This is a genomic window from Mongoliimonas terrestris (genome assembly GCF_001927285.1).
Taxonomy (GTDB): Bacteria; Pseudomonadota; Alphaproteobacteria; order Rhizobiales; family Pleomorphomonadaceae; genus Chthonobacter; species Chthonobacter terrestris.
The window spans coordinates 391,613-412,525 of record NZ_MSIG01000004.1 but is presented as its reverse complement, the minus strand read 5'-3'; the positions used below and the strand labels follow the sequence as shown (position 1 = coordinate 412,525).

Below are 20,913 nucleotides of genomic sequence, written 5' to 3'. Positions count from 1 at the left end.
GGACCAGCCACGCTTTTGGGCGGGAGCCTGGGGGAAATGCGTGGGTGGTCCGCCTTCGCGGACCATGACGGTGGAGGGGGGCGGAGGGGGGAAATGCGTGGGTGGTCCGCCTGCGCGGACCATGACGGTGGAGGGGGTCGGAAGGGTGTGCGGTTCACTCTGACCGTAGATCCCGAACCGTCGTCATCCCGGCGGACGCCGGGATCCAGCCGAGGGTGCGGGTGGCGTCGGCGGTGCGGGTCGTTGACGGCCGGCGCGGTTGGCGGACGGGACGGTTGGATCCCGGCGTACGCCGGGATGACGGCGACGGGGGAGCATTCGCCATGCTGACGGCTCTTTTCGCGCGGCGGGAGGTGTTGCTGCTGGTGGCCATGGGGCTGCTGCTGGCGGTGATCACGAGCCGGTTTCCGGCGTTCGCGGCACCTAGCAATCTCGCCAACGTGTTCAACGACACGGCCATCCTGATCATCCTCGCCCTCGGCCAGACGGCGGTGATCCTGACGCGGTCGATCGATCTGTCGGTCGCGGCCAATCTGGCGCTCACCGGCATGGTGGTGGCGATGCTGAACGAGGCGCATCCGGCGCTGCCGCTCGCGCTGCTGGTGCTGATCGCGGCCGGAATGGGTTTCCTGCTCGGGGCGTTCAACGGGCTTCTCGTGTGGAAGCTCGGCATGCCGCCGATCGTGGTGACGCTCGGCACGCTGACCATCTACCGGGGCATGGCCTTCGTGATCTCCGGCGGCGGCTGGGTGAACGCGCACGAGATGACGCCGGTGTTCCTGGAGACGCCGCGCCAGCTGGTCGCCGGGCTGCCGGTGCTGACCTGGGCGGCGCTGACGGTGATCGTGGCGGCGACGGTGCTGTTCACCCGAACGACGCTCGGCCGGGCCTTCTACGCCACCGGCGGCAACCCGACGGCGGCGGTCTACGCGGGTGTCGACGTGGGGCGGACGCGGTTCCTGGCCTTCTGCCTCTCCGGCATGCTGGCGGGCCTTTCCGGCTATCTCTGGGTGGCGCGCTACGCGGTCGCCTATGTGGACATCGCGGCCGGGTTCGAGCTCGACGTGGTGGCGGCCTGCGTGATCGGCGGGGTGTCGATCGCCGGCGGGATCGGGTCGGTCGGCGGCGCGGTGCTGGGCGCGCTCTTCCTCGGCCTGATCAAGAACGCGCTGCCGGTGGTGAACGTGTCGCCCTTCTTCCAGATGGCCATTTCCGGCGCGGTGATCATCGCGGCCGTCGCCATCAACGCGCGGGCGGAGCGGCGGAAGGGCCGCATCATCCTGCGCCCGACCCACGCCGCAGGGGCCGCCCGATGACCGCCGCTTCCTCCGACAAGACCCGCCAGGACGGCGCCCGGCGGGTGATCCCGGACCGGCTGGACGGCGGCATCGTCCGCGCGCTGAAGAGCTGGGAGGCGCTGCTTCTAGCGGTCGCGGTGGCGATCTTCACGGCGAACAGCTTCGCCTCGCCCTATTTCCTCGACCCGTGGAACCTCTCGGACGCCACGTTCAACTTCACCGAAAAGGCCGTGGTGGCCATCGCCATGGCCTTCCTGGTGATCGCCGGGGAGATCGACCTCTCGGTCGCGGCCATCATCGCGCTCGCCTCCACGGCCATGGGCGCGGCGGCGGAGGCGGGGGTGGGGACGCCCGGGCTGGTGGCGATCGGGCTTGGCGTGGGGCTCGCGTGCGGGGCGTTCAACGGCGTGCTGGTGACGCGCTTCGGGCTGCCGTCGATCGTCGTCACCATCGGCACCATGAGCCTGTTCCGCGGCATCGCCTACGTGACGCTGGGCGATCAGGTCTACAAGAACTATCCGGCGGACTTCGCCTGGTTCGGCCAGGGCTATGTGTGGTGGGTGATCTCGTTCGAGCTCGTCTTCTTCCTCGCCGTGGCGCTCGTCGGCGGCATCGTGCTCCACCGCACGACGGTGGGGAGGAAGGTCTACGCGATCGGCAACAATCCGCTCGGCGCCACCTTCTCCGGCGTGCGGGTGGAGCGGATCAAGTTCACGCTCTTCCTGATGACGGGCCTCGCCGCCGGGGCGGCGTCGGTGATGCTGACCTCGCGGCTCGGCTCCACCCGGCCGTCGATCGCCTTCGGCTGGGAGCTTGAAGTGGTGACCATGGTGGTGCTCGGCGGGGTGAGCATCCTCGGCGGCTCGGGAACCATCCCGGGTGTGGTGCTGGCGGCCTTCGTGATGGGGCTCGTGACCTTCGGGCTCGGCCTTCTCAACGTGCCGGGGATCGTGATGTCGATCGTCATCGGCGCCATGCTGATCACCGTGATCGCCCTGCCCATCCTGGTGCGGCGCCTTGCCGCCCGCCGACAGACGACGGGAGCCGCCTGATGCCGGACCGCGCGACCCACGAGAAGTATGCCTTCAAGATGCGGCTGAACCCCGGCATGGCCGGGGAATACGAGCACCGGCACGACGAGATCTGGCCGGACCTCGCCGCGCTTCTGACGGAGGCCGGCGTCAGCGACTATTCGATCCACCTGGACGAAGAGACCAACATCCTCTTCGCGGTGCTCTGGCGGCGGCGCGATCACGGCATGGCGGCGCTGCCGGACCATCCGGTGATGCGCCGGTGGTGGGCGCACATGCGCGACATCATGGCGGTGAAGCCGGACGACGAGCCGATCGCGGTGCCGCTGCGCACCGTCTTCCACATGGACTGAGCCGACCGGGGAATGCCTTCGATGACCCGCCTCGTCGCCGTGCTCGACATCGGCAAGACCAACGCCAAGCTGGTGGTGCACGACGTGGCGACCGGCGCCGACCTCTTCGTGCGCACAATGCCGAACACGGTGCGGCCCGGACCGCCCTACCCGCACATGGACACGGACGCGCTCCACGCCTTCGCGCTCGGCGCGCTGAAAGACGCTGCGGCGGCCCATGCCATCGACGCGGTGTCGATCACCACGCACGGGGCCTCGGTGGCGCTGATGGCGGGGGACGATCTGGCGCTGCCGGTGCTCGACTACGAGCACGACGGGCCGGACGCGCTGTCGGCGGCCTATGACGCGGCGCGGCCGGCGTTCGCCGAGACCTTCTCGCCGCGGCTGGCAGGCGGGCTGAACGTCGGGGCGCAGCTCTTCTGGCTGGAGCGGACCTTTCCGGACGCCTTCGGGCGGGTGACGGCCATCCTGCCCTATCCGCAATACTGGGCCTTCCGGCTGACCGGCGTGATGGCCGCGGAGGTGACCTCGCTCGGCTGCCACACGGACCTCTGGCGGCCGGCGGACGGGACGCCGTCGTCGCTGGCGACGGAGGCCGGCTGGGCGGCACGGCTGCCGCCGGTGCGGTCGGCCTTCGAGGCGCTGGGGCCGGTGTCGCCAGCGGTGGTGGCGGCGACGGGGCTGAAGGCGGGCACGCCGGTGCACTGCGGGATCCACGACAGCAACGCCTCGCTGCTGCCGCACCTGATGACCCGCAGGGCGCCGTTCGCGGTGGTCTCCACCGGCACCTGGGTGGTGATCTTCGCGGTCGGCGGCCGGCCGGACGGGCTGGATCCCGGCCGCGACACGCTCGCCAACGTGGACGCCTTCGGCCGACCGGTGCCGGGCGCGCGCTTCATGGGCGGGCGGGAGGTGGAACTCCTCACCGGCGGGCGGCCGGAGACGCCGGACCGGGCGACGCTCGACCGGGTGATCGAACAGGGCGTGATGGCGCTGCCAACCTTCGTGCCGAAATCCGGGCCGTTCCCGAACGGCAAGGGCCGCTGGACGACGGATCCGGACCGGCTCTCGGCCGCCGAGCGGACCGCGGCGGCGAGCCTCTACGCGGCGCTGATGACCGCCGAGGCGCTCGGGCTTGCGGGCGCGCGCGGGCCGGTGGTGATCGAGGGGCCGTTCGCCAGGAACGCCGTGTTCACGTCCGCGCTGGCTGCGCTGGTGCCGGACCCGGTGCTGCCGGTGGAGGGCGCCACGGGGACGAGCGCGGGGGCGGCCCTCCTCGCTCTCGGGCCGGAGGGGCGGCCGACCGCGCGGGTGGAGCCGGCGGCGGCTGTGCCGCTCGACGGCGGGTTCCCGGCCTATGCGGCGCACTGGCGGGCGGCGGCGGCGGGAAGCTGATCGCCGGCGCCTGCTGCCGTCTTGTCCTTGCCGGGAACGGCGCGTAACCGGATCGGCGGAACACGCGGCAGCGGCCTTAAGGATGATTCGGGTGGCGGACGGTCTCTATCTCGGGGTGGACGGCGGCGGAACGGTGTGCCGCGCGCGGCTGGCGGATCACACCGGCCGGGTGCTGGGCGAAGGCGCCGGCGGGCCGGCCAACGTGACCACGGCCTTCGACCTTGCCATCGCAAGCATCCTCGACGCGAGCCGGGCGGCCCTTGCGGCGGCCGGGCTCGGCGAGGCGGACATGGGGCGCATCGACGGCGGCTTCGGGCTTGCGGGCGGCAACGCCCCGCCGGCGGCGGCGCGCTTTCTCGCCCATCCGCTGCCGTTTCGGACGGTGTCGGTCGCCTCCGACGCGGAGATCGCCTGCCTCGGCGCCCATGGGGGCGCGGACGGCGGCATCCTCATTCTCGGCACCGGCAGCCAGGGCGTGGTGCGAAAGGGCGGGCAGACGATCACCGTCGGCGGCTGGGGCTTCGTGGTGTCGGACACCGGGTCCGGGGCGACGCTCGGCCGGCGGGCGGTGCGGCGGGCTCTCCTCGGCCTGGAGGCCATCGAGCCGCCCTCCCCGTTCACCGAGGCGCTGATGGAGCGCTTCGACCGGGAGCCGGCCAAGGTGCTGGCGTTCGGCCTGGAGGCCCTGCCGCGCGACTGGGCCCGCCACGCGCCGCTCGTCTTCGTGCACGCCGCCGCGGGCGACCCGGTGGCGCGGGCGCTGGTCGACCAGTCGGCGGCGGACATCGGCCGGCTGCTCGACCGGATGGTGGCGGTGGGCGCGGCGCGGATCGCCCTCATGGGGGGCGTGGCGGCCCCGCACCGGCCCTATCTGGACGCGCGGTTCGACCGGGTGCTGGTGGACCCGGCCGGCGACGCGCTCGACGGCGCGCTCGCGCTTGCGGGATTGCGCCGGGAGCCGTGACGCCTCATGCGGCGTTGACGGAGGAAGGACCTGATACCCGGCTCGTGATGGGAGGGATCATGCCGGCTCCAAACGATCGCTTCGCCGGTGCCCAGTCAGGCTTTGCACCACAAGAGGAGACGACCCTATGAGCCCGATCACCGCCATGGCCCGCGAGACCCTGGAAGCGCCCGACGCCGTGGCGCGGCTCCTCGACCGGGAGGCCGGCCGGATCGCCGAGCTGGGCGCCCGCATCCGCGTGCTGGCGCCGCCCGTGGTGGCGACCTGCGCGCGCGGCTCGTCCGATCACGCGGCGGGGTATCTGAAATACGCGCTGGAGCTGACGGCGGGCATCCCGGTCGCCTCCATCGGGCCGTCTGTCGCCTCGGTCTACGGGGCGCCGCTCCGGCTCGGCGGCGGGGTGCTGGTGACCATCTCCCAGTCGGGCCGAAGCCCGGATCTCGTGGCCCTGCAGGCGGCGGCCAAGCGCTCCGGCGCGCTCACGGTGGCGATCGTCAACGTGGCGGAGAGCCCGGTGGCGGCGGAGGCCGACGTGGTGATCCCGCTCCATGCCGGGCCGGAGACGAGCGTGGCGGCCACCAAGTCCTTCATCGGGTCGGTGTCGGCGGCGGCGGCGCTGGCGGCGGTGATCGGTGGCGACCAGGCTCTGGCGGCGGCGGTGCGCGGCCTGCCGGAGGCGCTCCGCCGGGCGCTCGCCATGGACTGGAGCCCGGCGCTCGAAACGGTGGCGGCCGCCGGGCCCATGTTCGTGGTCGGGCGCGGGCCGGGCTTTCCGATCGCCCAGGAGGCGGCGCTGAAGGCGAAGGAAACCGCCGCCATCCACGCGGAGGCCTTCTCCACCGCCGAGGTGATGCACGGGCCGCTGCGGCTGGTGGAGAACCGCTTCCCGGTGCTCGCCTTCGCGCCCGACGACAAGGCCGCCGAGGCGACCCGCGCCGGGATCGAGCGGCTGGAAGCGGCCGGCGGCCACGTGTTCACGGCGAGCGCCATCCCGATGCCGGGCATCGCCCTGCCGGCGGCGGCGACCGGCAACGGGCTGACCGACCCGATCTCCATCGGGCTCAGTTTCTACCGCTTCATCGAGGCGGTGACCCGCGCCCGCGGACTCGACCCGGACACGCCGCTGAACCTTGCCAAGGTGACGGAGACCGTCTGATGGAAGCCCTCGTCGGCGCCGCCGTGTTCGACGGCACGGAGACCCGGACGGATGTGGCCGTGCTGGTGGAGGCCGGGCGGATCGCCGCCGTGCTGCCGCGGGACGCCGTGCCGGCGGACGCCCGGTTGACGGACCTCGGCGGCGGGCTTCTGACGGCCGGCTTCATCGACGCCCAGGTGAACGGCGGCGGCGGCGTGATGCTGAACGACGGGCCGACGGCGGACGCCATGGCGGCGATCGCCGCCGCGCACCGCCGCTTCGGCACCACGGGCCTTCTGCCGACGCTGATCACCGACACGCCCGCCGCCACCGCCGCCGCCATCGCGGCCGCCGCGGCGGCGGTGCCGACCCGGCCGGGGGTGATCGGCCTCCACCTGGAAGGCCCGCACCTCGCCCCGGCCCGGCGCGGCGCCCATGTGGCGGCGCTGATGCGGCCGATGGCCGAGGCGGACGCGGACCAGCTGATCGCGGCGGCGGAGGCGATCGGCGTTCTCATGGTGACGGTGGCGGTGGAACAGGCGCCGCCGACGCTGATCCGCCGCCTCGCCGACGGCGGCGTGACGGTGAGCCTCGGCCACACGGACGCCGCCTACGATGACGTGCGCCGGGCGGTGGACGCGGGCGCGCGGGCGGCCACCCACCTCTTCAACGCCATGAGCCCGCTCGGCCACCGGGCGCCCGGCATAGCCGGCGCCGCGCTCGACATGGGCGCGCTCTGGTGCGGGATGATCGCCGACGGCCACCACGTGCACCCGGCGACGCTCGGCATCGCCATCCGGGGCAAGCGCGGGCCGGGCCGCTGTTTCCTGGTGACCGACGCGATGGGGACGGTCGGCACGGAGGGCACGGTGTTCACCCTCAACGGCCGCACCTGCCGGCGAGCGGACGGCCGCCTGACGCTGGAGGACGGGACGCTCGCCGGCGCCGACATCGACATGGCGGCCTCCGTGCGGCTGCTGGTGGAGCGGGTGGGGGTGGGGGTCGAGGAGGCGCTGCGGATGGCGAGCGCCTGGCCGGCGGACATGCTGGGGATCGGGGAGATGCGGGGGCGCGTGCAGGCGGGGCTGCAGGCGGACCTGGTGCATCTCAGGGAGGATCTGGCGGTGCGGGGAACGTGGGTGGCGGGGGTGAGGAATGGGGGGTGATTGAGCCGGCGCACGCGTGATCGGCCGGCGAGGCGCGAGGCTTGCTGTTCGCCGCCATTCTGAGAAAGATACGGAGTACGGTTTTCCACTGCTTGTCGTCATCCCGACGGAAGTCGGGATCCAGCCGACGGCGCGGGACGTCGCTTCGGCGCAGATGATGCGCCGGACGGTTGGGCCCCGGCTTTCGCCGGGGTGACGACCGGGATGGGAGGGTGGAGGCGGGATGGTCGGCCGCTCGAACTCCGGCTTCGGTCAGCTTCCGCTCGGGCTCCGCCAACATCATCGTCATGGTCCGTGCAGGCGGACCATCCACGCTTTCCTGACCGGGCGAACGCATAATGCGTGGGTGGTCCGCCTGCGCGGACCATGACGGTCGAGGGGTGGTGGAGGTGGAGGTGGGCCGGGGGGTGACCCAACCAGCATAACCCACCCTCCAACGTCATCCCGACGGACGTCGGGATCCAGCCGACGGCGGGGTACGTCGCTTCGGCGCAGATGATGCGCCGGACGGTTGGGCCCCGGCTTTCGCCGGGGTGACGACCGGGATGGGAGGGAGGAGGCGGGATGGTCGGCCGCTTGAACTCCGGCGGCGGTCAGCTTTTCGTTCCGACCCCGCATCCTTCCTCAATCGTCATGGTCCGTGCAGGCGGACCATCCACGCTTCCTGATACCCTCAATGCGTGGGTGGTCCGCCTGCGCGGACCATGACGGTCGAGGGATGGAGGGGGTCGCGCCTTACTCGGAGGGCGCGGTTGCGGAAGTGTCTTCTTCCCCAGCCCGTCCGATCCCGTCGAATCCCGTCCCGTCCAGTCCCGATTCCGTCCAGTCCCGATCCCATCCATCCCGCGATCCCGCCCTCCCCTACCGATACCCCTCCTCGCCGGGCTTGTGGAGTTTGGGGCCGCGTTCTTCGATGCGCTCGGGGGCGTCCTGGACCGGGACGTTGGGGGCCTGGGTGACGTCGGTCCAGCGGGGGGCGGGGTTGTGGGCCCAGTGGACGGCGTTGCGGAGGACCTGGCGGACGTGGGGGTCGTAATAGGTCGGGTAGGTCTCGTGGCCGGGGCGGAAGTAGAACAGGCGGCCGGCGCCGCGCTGCCAGGTGAGGCCGGAGCGGAACACCTCGCCGCCCTGGAACCAGGAGAGGAAGACCGTCTCCATGGGCTCGGGCACGGAGAAGGGCTCGCCGTACATCTCCTCGTTCTCCAGGACGAAGCTCGGCGGCAGGCCCTTGGCGATCGGGTGGCCGGGGTTGACGGTCCAGATGCGCTCGCGCTCGCCGGCCTCGCGCCACTTGAGGGCGCAGGGCGAGCCGGTGAGGCGCTTGAAGATCTTGGCGAAGTGGCCGGAGTGAAGAACGATCAGGCCCATGCCCTGCCAGACGTGCTCGGCGATGCGCTCCACCACCGCGTCGGAAACGTCGCCGTGCGCCTTGTGGCCCCACCAGAGGAGCACATCGGTGACGGCGAGGCGCGCCTCGGTGCAGCCGTGCTCCGGGTCCTGGAGGGTGACCGTGGTGGGCTCGATCGCGCCGTCCTCGGCGAGCGCCGCCGCGATGGTGGCGTGCATGCCGTCCGGATAGATGGAGCGGACCGTCTCGTTGAGCTTCTCGTGGACGTTCTCGCCGAAGACGAGGGCGCGGATGGTCATGGGGCACCTCGGTTGCCTGGGACGACGGGGGTGGACGCGGCGGTCCGTTTGGGGGCAAACGCCGCGCCCGGCGGTTTGTTCGCCGTCGTGAACGGGTTCGCCCGCGTGTCGGGACGCGGGCGCGACCCTCCTATCAGCGGGCGGGGCCGGGCCGTTCGGCGGAGGCGGCCCAGATGTTGACGCCGCCTTCGACCGCGTGGCGGTCGATCTCGGCGAGGTCCTCGGGGCTGAAGTCGGGCGTCTTCAGGGCGGCGACGCAGTCGACCACCTGCTCGGGCCGGCTGGCGCCGATGAGCGCGGAGGTGACGCGGCCGCCGCGCAGCACCCAGGCGATGGCCATCTGGGCGAGCGTCTGGCCGCGCCGCTCGGCGATGGCGTTGAGGGCGCGGACGCGGGCGAGGTTGTCGTCGGAGAGGAAGCTCTGCTTCAGGCTGCCGTTCTTCGCCGCCCGGCTGTCGTCCGGCACGCCGCCGAGATACTTGGCGGTGAGCATGCCCTGGGCGAGCGGGGAGAAGACGATGGAGCCGATCCCCTCCCCGTCCAGGGTGTCGAGAAGGCCGTCGTCCTCGATCCAGCGGTTGATCATCGAATAGGACGGCTGGTGGATGAGACAGGGCGTGCCGAGCTGGCGGAGGATGGCGGCGGCCTGGCGGGTGCGCTCGGCGTTATAGGACGAGATGCCGGCGTAAAGCGCCTTGCCGGAGCGCACCGCGTGGTCGAGCGCGCCCATGGTCTCCTCCAGGGGCGTGTTCGGGTCGAAGCGGTGGGAATAGAAGATGTCCACGTAGTCGAGCTTCATCCGCTTCAGGCTCTGGTCGAGCGAGGAGAGGAGATACTTGCGGCTGCCCCATTCGCCATAGGGGCCCGGCCACATGCGGTAGCCGGCCTTGGTGGAGATCACGAGCTCGTCCCGGTGGGCGGCGAAATCGGCCTTCAGGATGGTCCCGAAGGCGGTCTCGGCGGCGCCCGGCGGCGGGCCGTAGTTGTTGGCGAGGTCGAAATGGGTGATGCCGAGGTCGAAGGCCGTGCGGCAGATCTGGCGGGCGTTGGCGAAGGACTTGTCCTCGCCGAAGTTCTGCCAAAGGCCGAGCGAGACGGCCGGCAGGTGAAGGCCGCTGCGTCCGACCCGGTTGTAGGTCATGGTGGCGTAGCGTTCCGGGTGGGGCTGGTAGGTCACGGGGGACGGGCTCCTCGGTCGGCCGTGGAATGACGGCTCTTGGGGCGCGACTATGCCGCCGGGCCGGCGGGCCATGCAATCGATGGTTCCGACGAGGCGGGACGAGGGTCGTCCGGGGCCGCGGGCGAACCGGAGCGCTCTCCCGCGCGTAGGATGGCGTGCGTAGGGTGGGAAGCATGGCCGGCGCGCGGACGCCGGCGCCGTCGAAGGAGCATCGCCTTGGTTGATCTGCCGCGCCGCGCCGTTCTCGCCGCCCTCGCCCTCCTGCCGGTCGCCGGCTGCGCCAGCCCGCTCGGCACGTTCGACGCGGTGGTGCCGAAGGATGGCGGCGGCAGGCGGGCGGCGCGGGGCGTCGCCTACGCGGCGGGGCCGCGGCGGACGCTGGACGTCTATGTGCCGGAGCGGACGGGCGGGCCGTTCCCGGTGGTGGTGTTCGCCTACGGCGGGTCGTGGTCGAGCGGCGCCAAGGAGGAGTACGACTTCGTCGGCCGGGCCTTCGCCTCGGAAGGCTTCGTGACGGTGGTGTTCGACTACCGGCTGGTGCCGGAAGTGGTGTTCCCGGGTTTCGTGGAGGACGCGGCGGCGGCGGTCGCCTGGACGCGGCGGGAGATCGGCGCCTATGGCGGCGACCCGGACCGGATCGTGCTCGCCGGCCATTCGGCGGGCGCCTACATCGTCGCCATGCTGGGGCTGGACCGGTCCTTCCTTGCCGCCGCCGGGGTGCCCCGGCGGGCGGTGCGCGGGGTGATCGGCCTTGCGGGACCTTATGACTTCCTGCCGCTCGACGTCAGTGCCTCACAGCGCGCGTTCGGCGACGCGCCGGACCTTGCCGCCACCCAGCCGGTGAACCAGGTGACCCGGGCCGCACCGCCTTTCCTGCTTGCGACCGGCACCGACGACACCACGGTGCGGCCGCGCAACAGCGAGGCACTGGCGGACCGGCTGAAGAGCGCGGGCGTGCCGGCGACCTACACCCGCTATCCGGGGCTCGGCCATGTGGACATCCTGATCGCGCTCAGCCGCTACGGCCGCGACGACGCGCCGGTGCTGGCCGATGCGGCGGCCTTCGCGCGGCGGGTGACGGGCGGCTGATCCCCGCGCGGGGGCCCGTCAGGCGAAGACGAAATCGGTGGCCGAAAGGGTCGTGCCGGCGCCGCCGGTGAGGCGGATGGTGTCAGCGCCGCCGCCGACGGTGATGACCTGGTCCGACCCGCTGGTGGCGAAGGCAAGGCTCTCGAAGACGAGGCCCATGCCCTTGAAGCTGATGAGGTCGGTGCCCGCGACGAAGTCCGCGATGGTGTCGGCGCCGAAGCCGCTCGTGAAGCGGAAGAGGTCGGCGCCGGCACCGCCGGTCAGGACGTTGGCGCTGCTGTCGCCGGCGAGGATGTCGTTGCCGGCGGAGCCGATCAGGTTCTCGATGCCGACGAGCACGTCGCCGTTGGCGTCGCCGCCCTTCTGGCGGCCGGTGCGGGAGAGATCCACGTCTACGAACTTGGCGGAGGTCGCGTAGGTGGCGGTGTCGGTGCCGTCGCCGCCGACCAGCCGGTCGGCGCCGCCGCGCCCGTCGAGCACGTCGTCGCCGGCCCCACCGGTCAGCACGTTGGCGAGCTTGGAGCCGCTGAGCGTGTCGTTGCCGGATCCGCCGGTGGCGCTCTCGATGACGATCAGCGTGTCGCCCTCCGCGTCGCCGCCCGAGGCCGTGCCGGCCTCCAGGTCGATGGTGACGGCGGTGGAGGAGGTGCCGTAGTCGGCGGTGTCGACGCCCTTGCCGCCGTCGAGCTTATCGCCGCCCGCGCCGCCGATCAGCGTGTCGTTGCCCCCGCCGCCGATGAGCGTGTTGGCGGCGCTGGAGCCGGTGAGGCTGTCGTTGCGGTTGGAGCCGGTGACGTTCTCGATGGCGGTGAGCGTGTCGCCTTCCGCATCGCCGCCGCTCGCCGTGCCGGCCGAGAGGTCGATGGTCACGCCGGCCTTGGAGCGGCTGTACTCGGCGGTGTCGGTGCCGGCGCCGCCGACGAGCGCGTCCGCGCCCGCGCCGCCCTCCAGCCGGTCGTCGCCGTCGCCGCCGGTGAGGGTGTTGACCGCGGCGCTGCCGATCAGGAGGTCGTTGAAGGCGGTGCCGATGACGTTTTCGACGGCGACCAGCTTGTCGCCCTTGGCATCGCCGCCGACGCCCTTGCCCTTGCCGAGGTCGACCTGGACGGCGCTGGTGGACGCCGCATAGTCGATCGTGTCCGTGCCGTCGCCGCCGTCGATCCTGTCGGCGCCGGCGTCGCCCACGATGGTGTCGTCGCCCGCCTTGCCGGAGATGATGTTGACGCCCGTGGTGCCGGCGAGCGTGTCGGCGCCGGCGGAGCCGATGACGTTCTCGATCGACGTCAGGGTGTCGCCGTCCGCGTCGCCGCCGGTCTGGGCGCTTTCGGCGAGATTGACGTCGACGGCGGCGGAGGACGCCGAATAGTCGACGGTGTCGATCCCGGCGCCGCCGTCGAGGTCGTCCGCCCCGGCGCTGCCGACCAGGATGTCGTTGCCGGCAAGGCCGTAGAGCTGATCGCGCAGGCTGACGCCGGTGAGCGTGTCCTTCTTCTTGGTGCCGGTGAGGACGGTCGGCGTCAGGTCCTCGTCGCCACCGTCATCGCCGTCGTCGTCATCGCTCCCGCCGCCGCCGTCCTCGTCGTCGGCGCCGTCGATGGGGCCGCCGATCGGCAGCAGGGGCGAGCCGTTGAGGAGGTTGGCGGCGGCGATCTGGCCGTCGGAGAAGCGGAAGGTGCCGACGTTGCGCACCGTGTCGGTGCCGTCCGCCGCGCCGGAGCCGGACCCGGCCACCGTGTAGGTGGCGACGCCGCCGACGGTCGCCTTGGTGATGGTGTAGTCCGCGAAGGCGCCGGAGAAGACGACGATGTCCGCCCCCTTGCCGCCGTCGATGATGTCGTCGCCGCCGCCGCCTACCAGGATGTCGTCGTCGCGCATGCCGTAGAGCGCGTTGGCGGCGGCGTTGCCGGTGAGGGTGTCGGCGCCGTCGCCGGTGACCACATTCTCGATCAGCGTGCCCGACGCGATGGTGACCATCTGCAGGCCGCCACGGGTGATCGTGCGGGCGCCGAGGTCGACCACCATGGCGGCGGACTGGCCGGAGAGGTTGATCCAGTCGGTGCCGCCGTCGCTGTCGGTGAGCGTGGCGCGGCTCGCCGAGAGGGCGAGCATCTCGCTGAATTCGTTGGTGTAGTGGTAGACGTCGTCGGCGGTCGGGTCGGTGCCGTAGGCGTCGAGCCGGACGCTCGCGACGGAACCGGTCTTGCCGGACGCCGTGTCGGCGATGCGCACCGTCCAGGTGCCGGCGGTGAGCGAGCCGCGGAGCGCTTCCGAGCCGAAGGTCCAGGTCCAGTTGGACTGGGCGATGTCGCTGCCGCTCATGGGCGACAGCAGGATGGTGCTGGAGCCGTCCGGTGCAACGAGGGTGACGCGGAGCTCCGTCACGTCCGCGTGGGTGAGCGTCAGCGACAGGTCCACGTGCTCGATGACGATGTCGCTGCCGACCGTGAAGGTGAATTCCGTGGTGCCGTTGTCGGTGAGCGACCGGTTGGGGGTGGCGGTGGCGGTGACGGTGCGCTCGTTGGCGGAGGTCTGGGCGTCGCCGAAGAGGGACCAGACCTCGGCGTAGCGCACCGCCTCGTAGGCGTCGACGAGGCCGTAGCCCACGTCGTTGGAGAAGTGCATGCCGCCGCCGTCCACATTGTCGGCGCCGTTGACGGTCCAGGCGAAGCGCATCTGGCCGGAAAGGCCGCCGGCGAGGCTGCCGTAGGTGTGGTCGGCGGTGGTGGCGAGAATGGTCTGGACGTCGCGCCAGCCGAGGGTGTTGTCGGACGCCTCCAGCATCAGCACCGTGACGCCGGCGACCGCCGGGCCGGCGGCGGAGGTGCCGGAGAAGCTCGACGTGTAGTCGCCGGACGCGTAGCCGGCGGACCCGGATTCGTCGGTGGTGGGAAAGCCGGCCGAGCCGGAGACGAGCACCGAGGCGCCGCGGTTGGAGTAGGACGCCACGTCGCCGCTCTGGCTGATGGCGCCGACCGAGATGGTGTAGCGGCTCTGGTTGAAGCCGGAGTAGTTGCTGTCGGTGTAGTTGGCGCCGTCGTTGGCGGCGGAGTTGACGAGGACGGTGCCGAGCCCGCCGCGACCCGTGTCGGCGGAGGACTTGAGGCCCCCGTGGAAGGTGGAGCCCCACCCGCTCGACGCCCCGTCGGCGAAGCGGGCGGTGAAGCCCCAGCTGTTGTTGACCACATGGAACTGGGCCATCCAGGCGATGGAGGCCGGAAGATATCCGCTGGCGGTGCCGCCGCTCAGGATGTCGACGCCGGTGATCTTCGCGCTCGCCGCGATGCCGGCGCCGCCAAGCCCGTTGTTCGCAACGCCCGCGATAATGCCGGAGACGGCGGTACCGTGGTTCTGGGTGTTGGGCGATCCGTGCGGGCTGAGCCGGGTGCCGGCGGGCGCGTATTCCTTTGTGGCATCGTAGTTGGCCGCAAGGTCCGCGTGGGTCTTCTCCACGCCGTCGTCCCAGATGCCGACGGAATAGCCTGACCCTCTAAACTCGCCGTTCAGCTTATCAAGTCGTATCTGCGTATGGTGCCATTGGCTGGACAACAGCGGATCGTTCGACGTGTAAGTCGACGACATGAACGGCGAGCCCCCGGCGGATCGAAAGTAATCGATCGATCTATAGGGGATATGTATTCAGGCAATGTTTGGAGGAGAGGAGGTATTCAAGGCGAATTGGAGTGGATGGATTGAGGGTTTGGTGACGATAACAAGGTGAGTGGGTGGGAATGCGTGGGTGGTCCGCCGTCGCGGACCATGGCGAGCGGGGTGGACGGGGTGGGGCCGAGGTGGTCGCTACCGGACCACCTCGGCCTGTCGTTCGGGCCGGATCCCCGGCCGGTCTTCGTCGCCGGATCAGAGGTCGAGCTGGTAGGTGGCGGGGACCCAGCGGAAGCCTTCGCCGAGCGGTTCCACGTAGCCGACCGCCGGGAAGGGCATGTGGTAGCCGATGAAGGGGATGCGGTCGGCGGCGATCTGGCCGAACACGGCCTTGCGGGTGGCGGCGGCGGCGGCCTTGTCGGCGTCGAAGCGGACCTCCCAGTCGGGGCGCTGCAGCGACACCACATAGTGGTTGGCGGTGTCGGCGGTGAGCATCAGGCGGCGGCCCTCGCTCTCCAGCTGGTAGACCATGTGGCCCGGCGTGTGGCCGAAGGCAGCCTCGGCGGTGATGCCGGAGACGACCGAGCCGCCATCCTCCAGGAAGGTCATCTTCTCGGCGAGCGGGACCACCTTGGCCTCCACGTTCTTCGCCGCATCCGCCGCCTGGGTGCCGGGGGCGGTCTTGGTCCAGAAGTCATACTCCCGGGCGCCGGTGACATAGCGGGCGTTCGGGAAGGTCGGACCGTCCGGACCCATCAGGCCGCCGATGTGGTCGCCGTGGAGATGGGTGAGCACCACGATGGTGACCTGTTCGGGCGTGTAGCCGGCGGCCTGCATCTGCGCGGCGAGGCGGCCGAGGCCTTCCGGCGCGCCGGCGCCGAAGCCGGTGTCGAACAGCACGAGGTCGGTGCCGGTATTGACGAGGACGGGCGTGAAGCCGTTCACGAAGCGCTCCCCGGGGAGGAAGTTGGCCGCGAGCAGCGCCGCCACGTCCTCCTGGCTCTGGTTGGCGCCGAAGATCGGGTGCGGGCCGTCGCCGGGGCGCAGGCCGTCGAGGAGGGTCGTGACCTCGAACGTGCCGAGGCGGAAGCGGTAGTGGCCGGGCTTGGAGGCGCCGAGCATTTCGGGCGCCTGGGCGCGTGCGGACGTCGTGGTTGCCATCAGGCCTCCCGAGGCGAGCGTGATCGACGACAGGGCGCCAACCATGAGGTGGCGGCGGTCGAGCGTAAAGGTCTCGGCGGTCATGCGGTCTCCGTGTTCCGTCTGGTGCGTTCCCATGCGGGGCCGACAGCTTACGAACGAAGAGATGCATGCAGGGATCACGAAGGGGTCACGAATTCGGGAGGGGGTGGGAGGGGGAACGGCGGGGTGGGAGCGGAGGCGTTTCGCGGGGGGTACGTGGGGCTCCCCCCTCTCTCCAACTCTCCCCCTCCAGGGGGGAGAGGGTTCGTTGGAGGTTCGGGTGAGAGGACGTCGGGAGATGCTGGAGAGCGGCAGGCGGGGGAGCGCGCGACTCCCCTCTCTCTCCAACTCTCTCCCTCCAGGGGGGAGAGGGTTCGGAGGAGGTTCGGGTGGGAACGAGGTGGGCGGGCTGCCGGCGGTTCCGGAGCGTCAGCCGATGGTCATGAGGCTGGCGTTGCCGCCGGCGGCGGCGGTGTTGGTGCTGAGGGAGACTTCGGTGACGAGGAGGTCGAGGTCCCAGTCGGTGGTGCCGTCGGCGAGGGCAGCGGGGGCTGCCCCTTGTAGGGGAAGGATGGCGCCGTCGCGGGCGGCGATGCGGGTGGCGAGGGCCTGGAGGGCGTCGGCGTCGCCCTCGAAGAGGACGGCCGCGAGGTCCGGGCGGTCGAGGGCGTCGGCGGCGACACGGACGCGCTCGGCGACCGGGCGCGGCAGGGAGCCGAGAAGGGCAGCGGCGGGGCTGTCGGGGGCGATCAGCACGAGGTCGCCGGCGCTGAGGGCCGCGCCGATCTGGAGGAGAGCGCCGGCCTCCGTGCGGGCGTCGGCGAAGACCGGGCCACGCGGCTTCAGGGCGTAGACGTTGCGTTCGCCGACCGGGCCGGGCAGGTCCGCCACGGCGCCGACGCTGGTGCGGGCGAGATAACCGGCGACGCGGTCGGCGAGAGCGGCGCGGCCGGTGCCGGCGAGCCAGTCGCGGAAGGCCTCCGCCGGGCCGACGAGGGCGGCGTCCGGCCCGGCAGCGAGCGGGCGCGCCGCCGGCCGGCGGGCGACCAGGCGGCCGAGATAGAGCGGGCCGCCGGCCTTCGGGCCGGTGCCGGAGAGGCCGTGGCCGCCGAACGGCTGCACGCCCACCACCGCGCCGATGATGTTGCGGTTGATGTAGAGGTTGCCGGCGCCGGCCCGGCGGGTGACACGGGCGATGGTCTCGTCGAGCCGGGTGTGGAGGCCGAAGGTGAGGCCGTAGCCGGTGCCGTTGATGGCGTCGACGAGGCCGTCGAGGTCGTCGCGCCGGAAACGGAGCACGTGGAGCACCGGGCCGAACACCTCGCGGCCGAGGTCCGCCATGGAGCGGATCTCGATGAGGGTGGGCGCCACGAAGGTGCCGTGCCGGGTGGCGGGCGGCAGCGGCAGCTCTTCGACGGCGAAGCCCTTCTGCCGCATGGCGGCCACGTGGGCGAGAATGCCGTCACGGGCCTCGGCGGTGATGACCGGGCCGACGTCGGTGGAGAGGTGGTCCGGGTTGCCGACGGAGAGCTCGCGCATGGCGCCGCGCAGCATGGCGAGCACCCGGTCGGCCACATCCTCCTGCAGGCAGAGGACGCGCAGCGCCGAGCAGCGCTGGCCGGCGCTGTCGTAGGCGGATGCGATGACGTCGGCGACGACCTGCTCGGCGAGGGCGGAGGAGTCCACGATGAGGGCGTTCTGGCCGCCGGTCTCGGCGATGAGCGGGATCGGGTGGCCGTCCGGCGTCAGCCGGTCGGCGAGGCTCTTCTGGATGAGGCGGGCCACCTCGGTGGAGCCGGTGAACATGACGCCGCGCACCCGCCGGTCGGCGACGAGGGCGGCGCCGATCTCGCCGGCCCCGGTGAGGAGCTGGACGGCGCCGGCCGGAACGCCGGCCTCGCGGAGGATGCGGACCGCCTCGGCAGCGATCAGCGGGGTCTCCTCGGCGGGCTTGGCGAGCACCGGGTTGCCGGCCGCAAGGGCGGCGGCCACCTGGCCGGTGAAGATGGCGAGCGGGAAGTTCCAGGGGCTGATGCAGACCACCGGGCCGAGCGGCCGGTGGGTGTCGGCCGCGAAGGCGGCGCGGACCTCGGCGCCGTAGTAGCGCAGGAAATCCACCGCCTCGCGCACCTCGGCGACCGCGTTCGGCACGGACTTGCCGGCTTCGCGCACGATGAGGCCGATGAGGGTCGGCATGCGGGCTTCCAGGAGATCGGCCGCCCGGGCGAGCGCTTCGGCGCGCTCCGCCGGCGGGGTGGCGCTCCAGATCGGCGCGGCGGCGAGCGCCTCCGCGAAGGCGGCGTCCACGTCGGCCGGGGTGGCGAGCACCACGCGGCCGACCACGTCGCGGTGGTCGGCGGGGTTGCGCACGGGCACAGGCTCGCCGTCCACGGTGCGGTCGCCGACGAGGGGCGCGGCCGTCCAGGGCGTGTCGGCGCCGGCGAGGAGCGCGGCGGAGAGGGACGCGAGGCGCTGCTCGTTGGACAGATCGAGGCCGAGGGAATTCGGCCGCGCGGCGCCGAAGATGTCGCGCGGGTGGGCGATCTTCGCGTGCTTGGCGCCAACCGGCTGGATGGTCTTGGCCAAGGCTACCGGATCCTGGATCAGGTCTTCCACCGGCACCGCCTCGTCGGCGATGCGGTTGACGAAGGAGGTGTTGGCGCCGTTCTCCAGGAGGCGGCGAACGAGGTAGGCAAGGAGGGTCTCGTGAGTGCCGACGGGGGCGTAGATGCGGCAGGGCCGATTCAGCTTGTCCGCGCCGACCACCTCTTCGTAGAGCGGCTCGCCCATGCCGTGCAGGCACTGGAATTCGTACTGGCCGACCGAGAAGCTGTCGCCCGCCATGGCCATGATGGTGGCGAGCGTCTGGGCGTTATGAGTGGCGAACTGCGGGAAGACCGCGTCCGGCGCGGCGAGCAGCTTGCGGGCGCAGGCGAGATAGGAGACGTCCGTGTGCACCTTGCGGGTGAACACCGGGAAGCCCTCCAGGCCGTCGACCTGGGCGCGCTTGATCTCGCTGTCCCAGTAGGCGCCCTTGACGAGGCGGATCATCAGCCGGTGACCGGAGCGGCGGGCGAGATCGACCACGAAGTCGATCACGTAGGGGCAGCGCTTCTGGTAGGCCTGCACCACGAAACCGATGCCGTTCCAGCCTTTGAGATCCGGATCGAAGCAGAGCGCCTCCAGGAGATCGAGGGAGATCTCCAGCCGGTCGGCCTCCTCGGCGTCAATGTTGAGGCCGATGTCGTAGGCGCGGGCGAGCAGGGCGAGGCTCTTCAGGCGCGGCAGGAGTTCGGCCATCACCCGGTCGACCTGGGCGCGGGCGTAGCGCGGGTGGAGGGCGGAGAGCTTCACCGAGATGCCGGGGCCATCGTAGATGCCGCGGCGGCCGGCGGCCTTGCCGATGGCGTGGATGGCCTGCTCGTAGTCGCGGTAGTAGCGGGCGGCGTCGGCGGCGGTGGTGGCCGCCTCGCCCAGCATGTCGTAGCTGTAGCGGAAGCCCTTGGCCTCCGTCCGGCGGCTGTTGGCGAGCGCCTCGCCGATGGTCTGGCCGGTGACGAACTGCTCGCCCATCATCCGCATGGCGATGTCGACGCCCTTGCGGATCACCGGCTCGCCGGAGCGGCCGATGAGACGGGTGAGCGCGGAGGAGAGGCCGTGCTCGCTCGACGTGGCGGTGAGCTTGCCGGTGACCACGAGGCCCCAGGTGGCGGCGTTCACGAAGAGCGACGGGCTGTGGCCGACGTGGGCGTGCCAGTCGCCGTTGGCGATCTTGTCGCGGATGAGGGCGTCGCGGGTCGGGCGGTCGGGGATCCTGAGAAGCGCCTCCGCGAGGCACATGAGGGCGACGCCCTCCTGGCTCGAGAGGGAATACTCCTGGATCAGGCCTTCCACCGCCGAGCCGCCGTGCTTCTTCTTCTGGCGAAGGGCGACCACCAGATCGCGGGCGAGCCGCTGGGCGCTCTCCACCGTCGCCGGCGGCAGCGTCGCCTCGGAGAGGAGCAGCGGCAGGCACTCGGTCTCCGGCCGGCGGTAGGCGGCGGTGATCTTGGCGCGGAGGACGCTTTGGGGCTGGACGCCCTGGGCGAAGGCGAGGAAGGGGCGCGGCTGGCCGGACTCGGCGTCGGCCCCCTCCGTGACGTCGACGGGTGCCCCCTCCTCGTCGGTGAAGACCGGGGCGTCGCCGCGCTCGATCCGCTCCAGGGCAGTGAGGAGCGCGTGCTTGACCAGCCAGTGGGGGGATCGGCCGATCCGGTCGGCGGCATGCTTCAGGCGGGCACGGAGGTCGTCACTGACCTTGACGCCGATAGTGGTGGCGGCCATGGGGCACCTCTTGAGGCGGAACGTGCCAAGAGGGATGCCTGATCTTCACAACAGGTGCAACCGGATTTTTTCAGAGTTGCACCTTGTGAGTTCCATCAAGTGCGCTGGAACCCTTTCGAACGGCGCTCGTTTTCCTGGGGACCGCAAACGCGGGACCGTCCCGACCTCAAGGAGAACCATCATGGGCAGCACCGGCGACAAGATGAAGGGCAAGGGCGAAGAGCTCAAGGGCAACATCAAGCAGGGCATTGCCGAAGTGACGGGCGATGAGAAACTCCACGCCGAGGGGCGTCGCGACGAGGCGCGCGGCGAGGCGCGCCAGACGGTTGGCGAAGCCAAGGACGCGGTGAAGCGCGGCATCGACAAGCTTTGATGCATGCGCCCGGCTGGTAGGAAGGCCCCGTTTCGAGGGCTTTCTTCCGCCGGATCGAGCCAAGTCCACAATCGATGCGTTTCGACCGGCGCCGCTCCGAAAGGGGTGGCGCCGGTCTTGTGTTGTCATACTCCGTTCGCAACGGTTGTCCCTCGGCCTTTGGACCGGTCCCACCCG

At 71.6% G+C, this 20,913-nt stretch carries 14 protein-coding genes; 9 read left to right on the top strand and 5 right to left on the bottom strand.

Going from position 1 to position 20,913, the window contains the following annotated elements; genetic code table 11:
• Window positions 1–323: 323 nt before the first annotated feature.
• From BUQ68_RS08370 to nagA, 7 genes are all read left to right on the top strand, one after another.
• Window positions 324–1,316 carry an ABC transporter permease gene (locus tag BUQ68_RS08370; protein ID WP_075215464.1) on the top strand — a complete coding sequence of 331 codons (993 nt, stop codon included), beginning with the start codon at window positions 324–326 and terminating at the stop codon, window positions 1,314–1,316.
• Window positions 1,313–2,350: an ABC transporter permease gene (locus tag BUQ68_RS08365; RefSeq protein WP_075215463.1), complete on the top strand. Its 1,038-nt coding sequence runs from the start codon at window positions 1,313–1,315 to the stop codon at window positions 2,348–2,350. Before BUQ68_RS08370 ends, BUQ68_RS08365 begins: the two co-directional genes overlap by 4 nt.
• On the top strand, window positions 2,350–2,682 hold the full coding sequence (locus tag BUQ68_RS08360; RefSeq protein ID WP_075215462.1) for an L-rhamnose mutarotase: 333 nt from the start codon (window positions 2,350–2,352) through the stop codon (window positions 2,680–2,682). Before BUQ68_RS08365 ends, BUQ68_RS08360 begins: the two co-directional genes overlap by 1 nt.
• A 12-nt stretch (window positions 2,683–2,694) precedes the next feature.
• Window positions 2,695–4,077: an FGGY-family carbohydrate kinase gene (locus BUQ68_RS08355; RefSeq protein ID WP_425349510.1), complete on the top strand. Its 1,383-nt coding sequence runs from the start codon at window positions 2,695–2,697 to the stop codon at window positions 4,075–4,077.
• 91 nt (window positions 4,078–4,168) lie between these two features.
• Complete coding sequence (locus BUQ68_RS08350; RefSeq protein ID WP_210215602.1) at window positions 4,169–5,041, top strand: glucosamine kinase nucleotide-binding domain-containing protein; 873 nt, start codon at window positions 4,169–4,171, stop codon at window positions 5,039–5,041.
• A 127-nt stretch (window positions 5,042–5,168) separates the two neighbouring features.
• Window positions 5,169–6,197, top strand: a complete 1,029-nt coding sequence (locus BUQ68_RS08345; protein WP_075215459.1) for an SIS domain-containing protein — start codon at window positions 5,169–5,171, stop codon at window positions 6,195–6,197.
• A complete protein-coding gene (nagA, locus tag BUQ68_RS08340; protein WP_075215458.1) occupies window positions 6,197–7,342 on the top strand; it encodes an N-acetylglucosamine-6-phosphate deacetylase in 1,146 nt (381 codons plus the stop codon). The genes BUQ68_RS08345 and nagA overlap by 1 nt, the downstream gene beginning before the upstream one ends.
• Before the next feature lie 861 nt (window positions 7,343–8,203).
• On the opposite strand, the gene BUQ68_RS08335 is transcribed toward nagA, so the two are convergent.
• Together BUQ68_RS08335 and mgrA are read right to left on the bottom strand one after the other, a co-directional pair.
• Window positions 8,204–8,989 (bottom strand): ThuA domain-containing protein, encoded by a 786-nt coding sequence (locus BUQ68_RS08335; protein ID WP_075215457.1) that lies wholly within the window; start codon window positions 8,987–8,989, stop codon window positions 8,204–8,206.
• 133 nt (window positions 8,990–9,122) lie between these two features.
• The gene (gene mgrA, locus BUQ68_RS08330) at window positions 9,123–10,166 is read right to left on the bottom strand and encodes an L-glyceraldehyde 3-phosphate reductase (RefSeq protein ID WP_075215456.1); all 1,044 of its coding nucleotides are present in this window, start codon (window positions 10,164–10,166) and stop codon (window positions 9,123–9,125) included.
• Window positions 10,167–10,385: 219 nt separating this feature from the next.
• Here mgrA and BUQ68_RS08325 point away from each other — a divergent pair, with 219 nt between their 5' ends.
• Window positions 10,386–11,258: an alpha/beta hydrolase gene (locus BUQ68_RS08325; protein WP_075215455.1), complete on the top strand. Its 873-nt coding sequence runs from the start codon at window positions 10,386–10,388 to the stop codon at window positions 11,256–11,258.
• A gap of 18 nt (window positions 11,259–11,276) precedes the next feature.
• Here the strand turns inward: BUQ68_RS08325 and BUQ68_RS08320 are convergent, their stop codons facing one another.
• The 3 genes from BUQ68_RS08320 to putA all read right to left on the bottom strand — a co-directional run bounded on the left by BUQ68_RS08320 (window position 11,277) and on the right by putA (window position 20,363).
• On the bottom strand, window positions 11,277–14,837 hold the full coding sequence (locus tag BUQ68_RS08320; RefSeq protein ID WP_083656391.1) for a S8 family serine peptidase: 3,561 nt from the start codon (window positions 14,835–14,837) through the stop codon (window positions 11,277–11,279).
• A gap of 276 nt (window positions 14,838–15,113) precedes the next feature.
• Complete coding sequence (locus BUQ68_RS08315) at window positions 15,114–16,103, bottom strand: MBL fold metallo-hydrolase (protein WP_075215453.1); 990 nt, start codon at window positions 16,101–16,103, stop codon at window positions 15,114–15,116.
• Window positions 16,104–16,469: 366 nt separating this feature from the next.
• Window positions 16,470–20,363, bottom strand: coding sequence for a trifunctional transcriptional regulator/proline dehydrogenase/L-glutamate gamma-semialdehyde dehydrogenase (gene putA / locus BUQ68_RS08310; RefSeq protein WP_075215452.1), 3,894 nt, complete (start codon window positions 20,361–20,363; stop codon window positions 16,470–16,472).
• A gap of 181 nt (window positions 20,364–20,544) precedes the next feature.
• Between putA and BUQ68_RS08305 the strand changes: the two genes are divergently transcribed.
• Window positions 20,545–20,736, top strand: a complete 192-nt coding sequence (locus tag BUQ68_RS08305) for a CsbD family protein (protein WP_075215451.1) — start codon at window positions 20,545–20,547, stop codon at window positions 20,734–20,736.
• Window positions 20,737–20,913 lie beyond the last annotated feature (177 nt).

What these genes read in the sequence shown, in the direction of transcription:
- BUQ68_RS08370 (WP_075215464.1), top strand. Translation starts at nt 324, where the DNA reads ATGCTGACGGCTCTTTTCGCGCGGCGGGAGGTGTTGCTGCTGGTGGCC.
- BUQ68_RS08365 (WP_075215463.1), top strand. Translation starts at nt 1,313, where the DNA reads ATGACCGCCGCTTCCTCCGACAAGACCCGCCAGGACGGCGCCCGGCGG.
- BUQ68_RS08360 (WP_075215462.1), top strand. Translation starts at nt 2,350, where the DNA reads ATGCCGGACCGCGCGACCCACGAGAAGTATGCCTTCAAGATGCGGCTG.
- BUQ68_RS08355 (WP_425349510.1), top strand. Translation starts at nt 2,695, where the DNA reads ATGCCTTCGATGACCCGCCTCGTCGCCGTGCTCGACATCGGCAAGACC.
- BUQ68_RS08345 (WP_075215459.1), top strand. Translation starts at nt 5,169, where the DNA reads ATGAGCCCGATCACCGCCATGGCCCGCGAGACCCTGGAAGCGCCCGAC.
- nagA (WP_075215458.1), top strand. Translation starts at nt 6,197, where the DNA reads ATGGAAGCCCTCGTCGGCGCCGCCGTGTTCGACGGCACGGAGACCCGG.
- BUQ68_RS08335 (WP_075215457.1), bottom strand. Translation starts at nt 8,989, where the DNA reads ATGACCATCCGCGCCCTCGTCTTCGGCGAGAACGTCCACGAGAAGCTC.
- BUQ68_RS08320 (WP_083656391.1), bottom strand. Translation starts at nt 14,837, where the DNA reads ATGTCGTCGACTTACACGTCGAACGATCCGCTGTTGTCCAGCCAATGG.
- BUQ68_RS08315 (WP_075215453.1), bottom strand. Translation starts at nt 16,103, where the DNA reads ATGACCGCCGAGACCTTTACGCTCGACCGCCGCCACCTCATGGTTGGC.
- putA (WP_075215452.1), bottom strand. Translation starts at nt 20,363, where the DNA reads ATGGCCGCCACCACTATCGGCGTCAAGGTCAGTGACGACCTCCGTGCC.
- BUQ68_RS08305 (WP_075215451.1), top strand. Translation starts at nt 20,545, where the DNA reads ATGGGCAGCACCGGCGACAAGATGAAGGGCAAGGGCGAAGAGCTCAAG.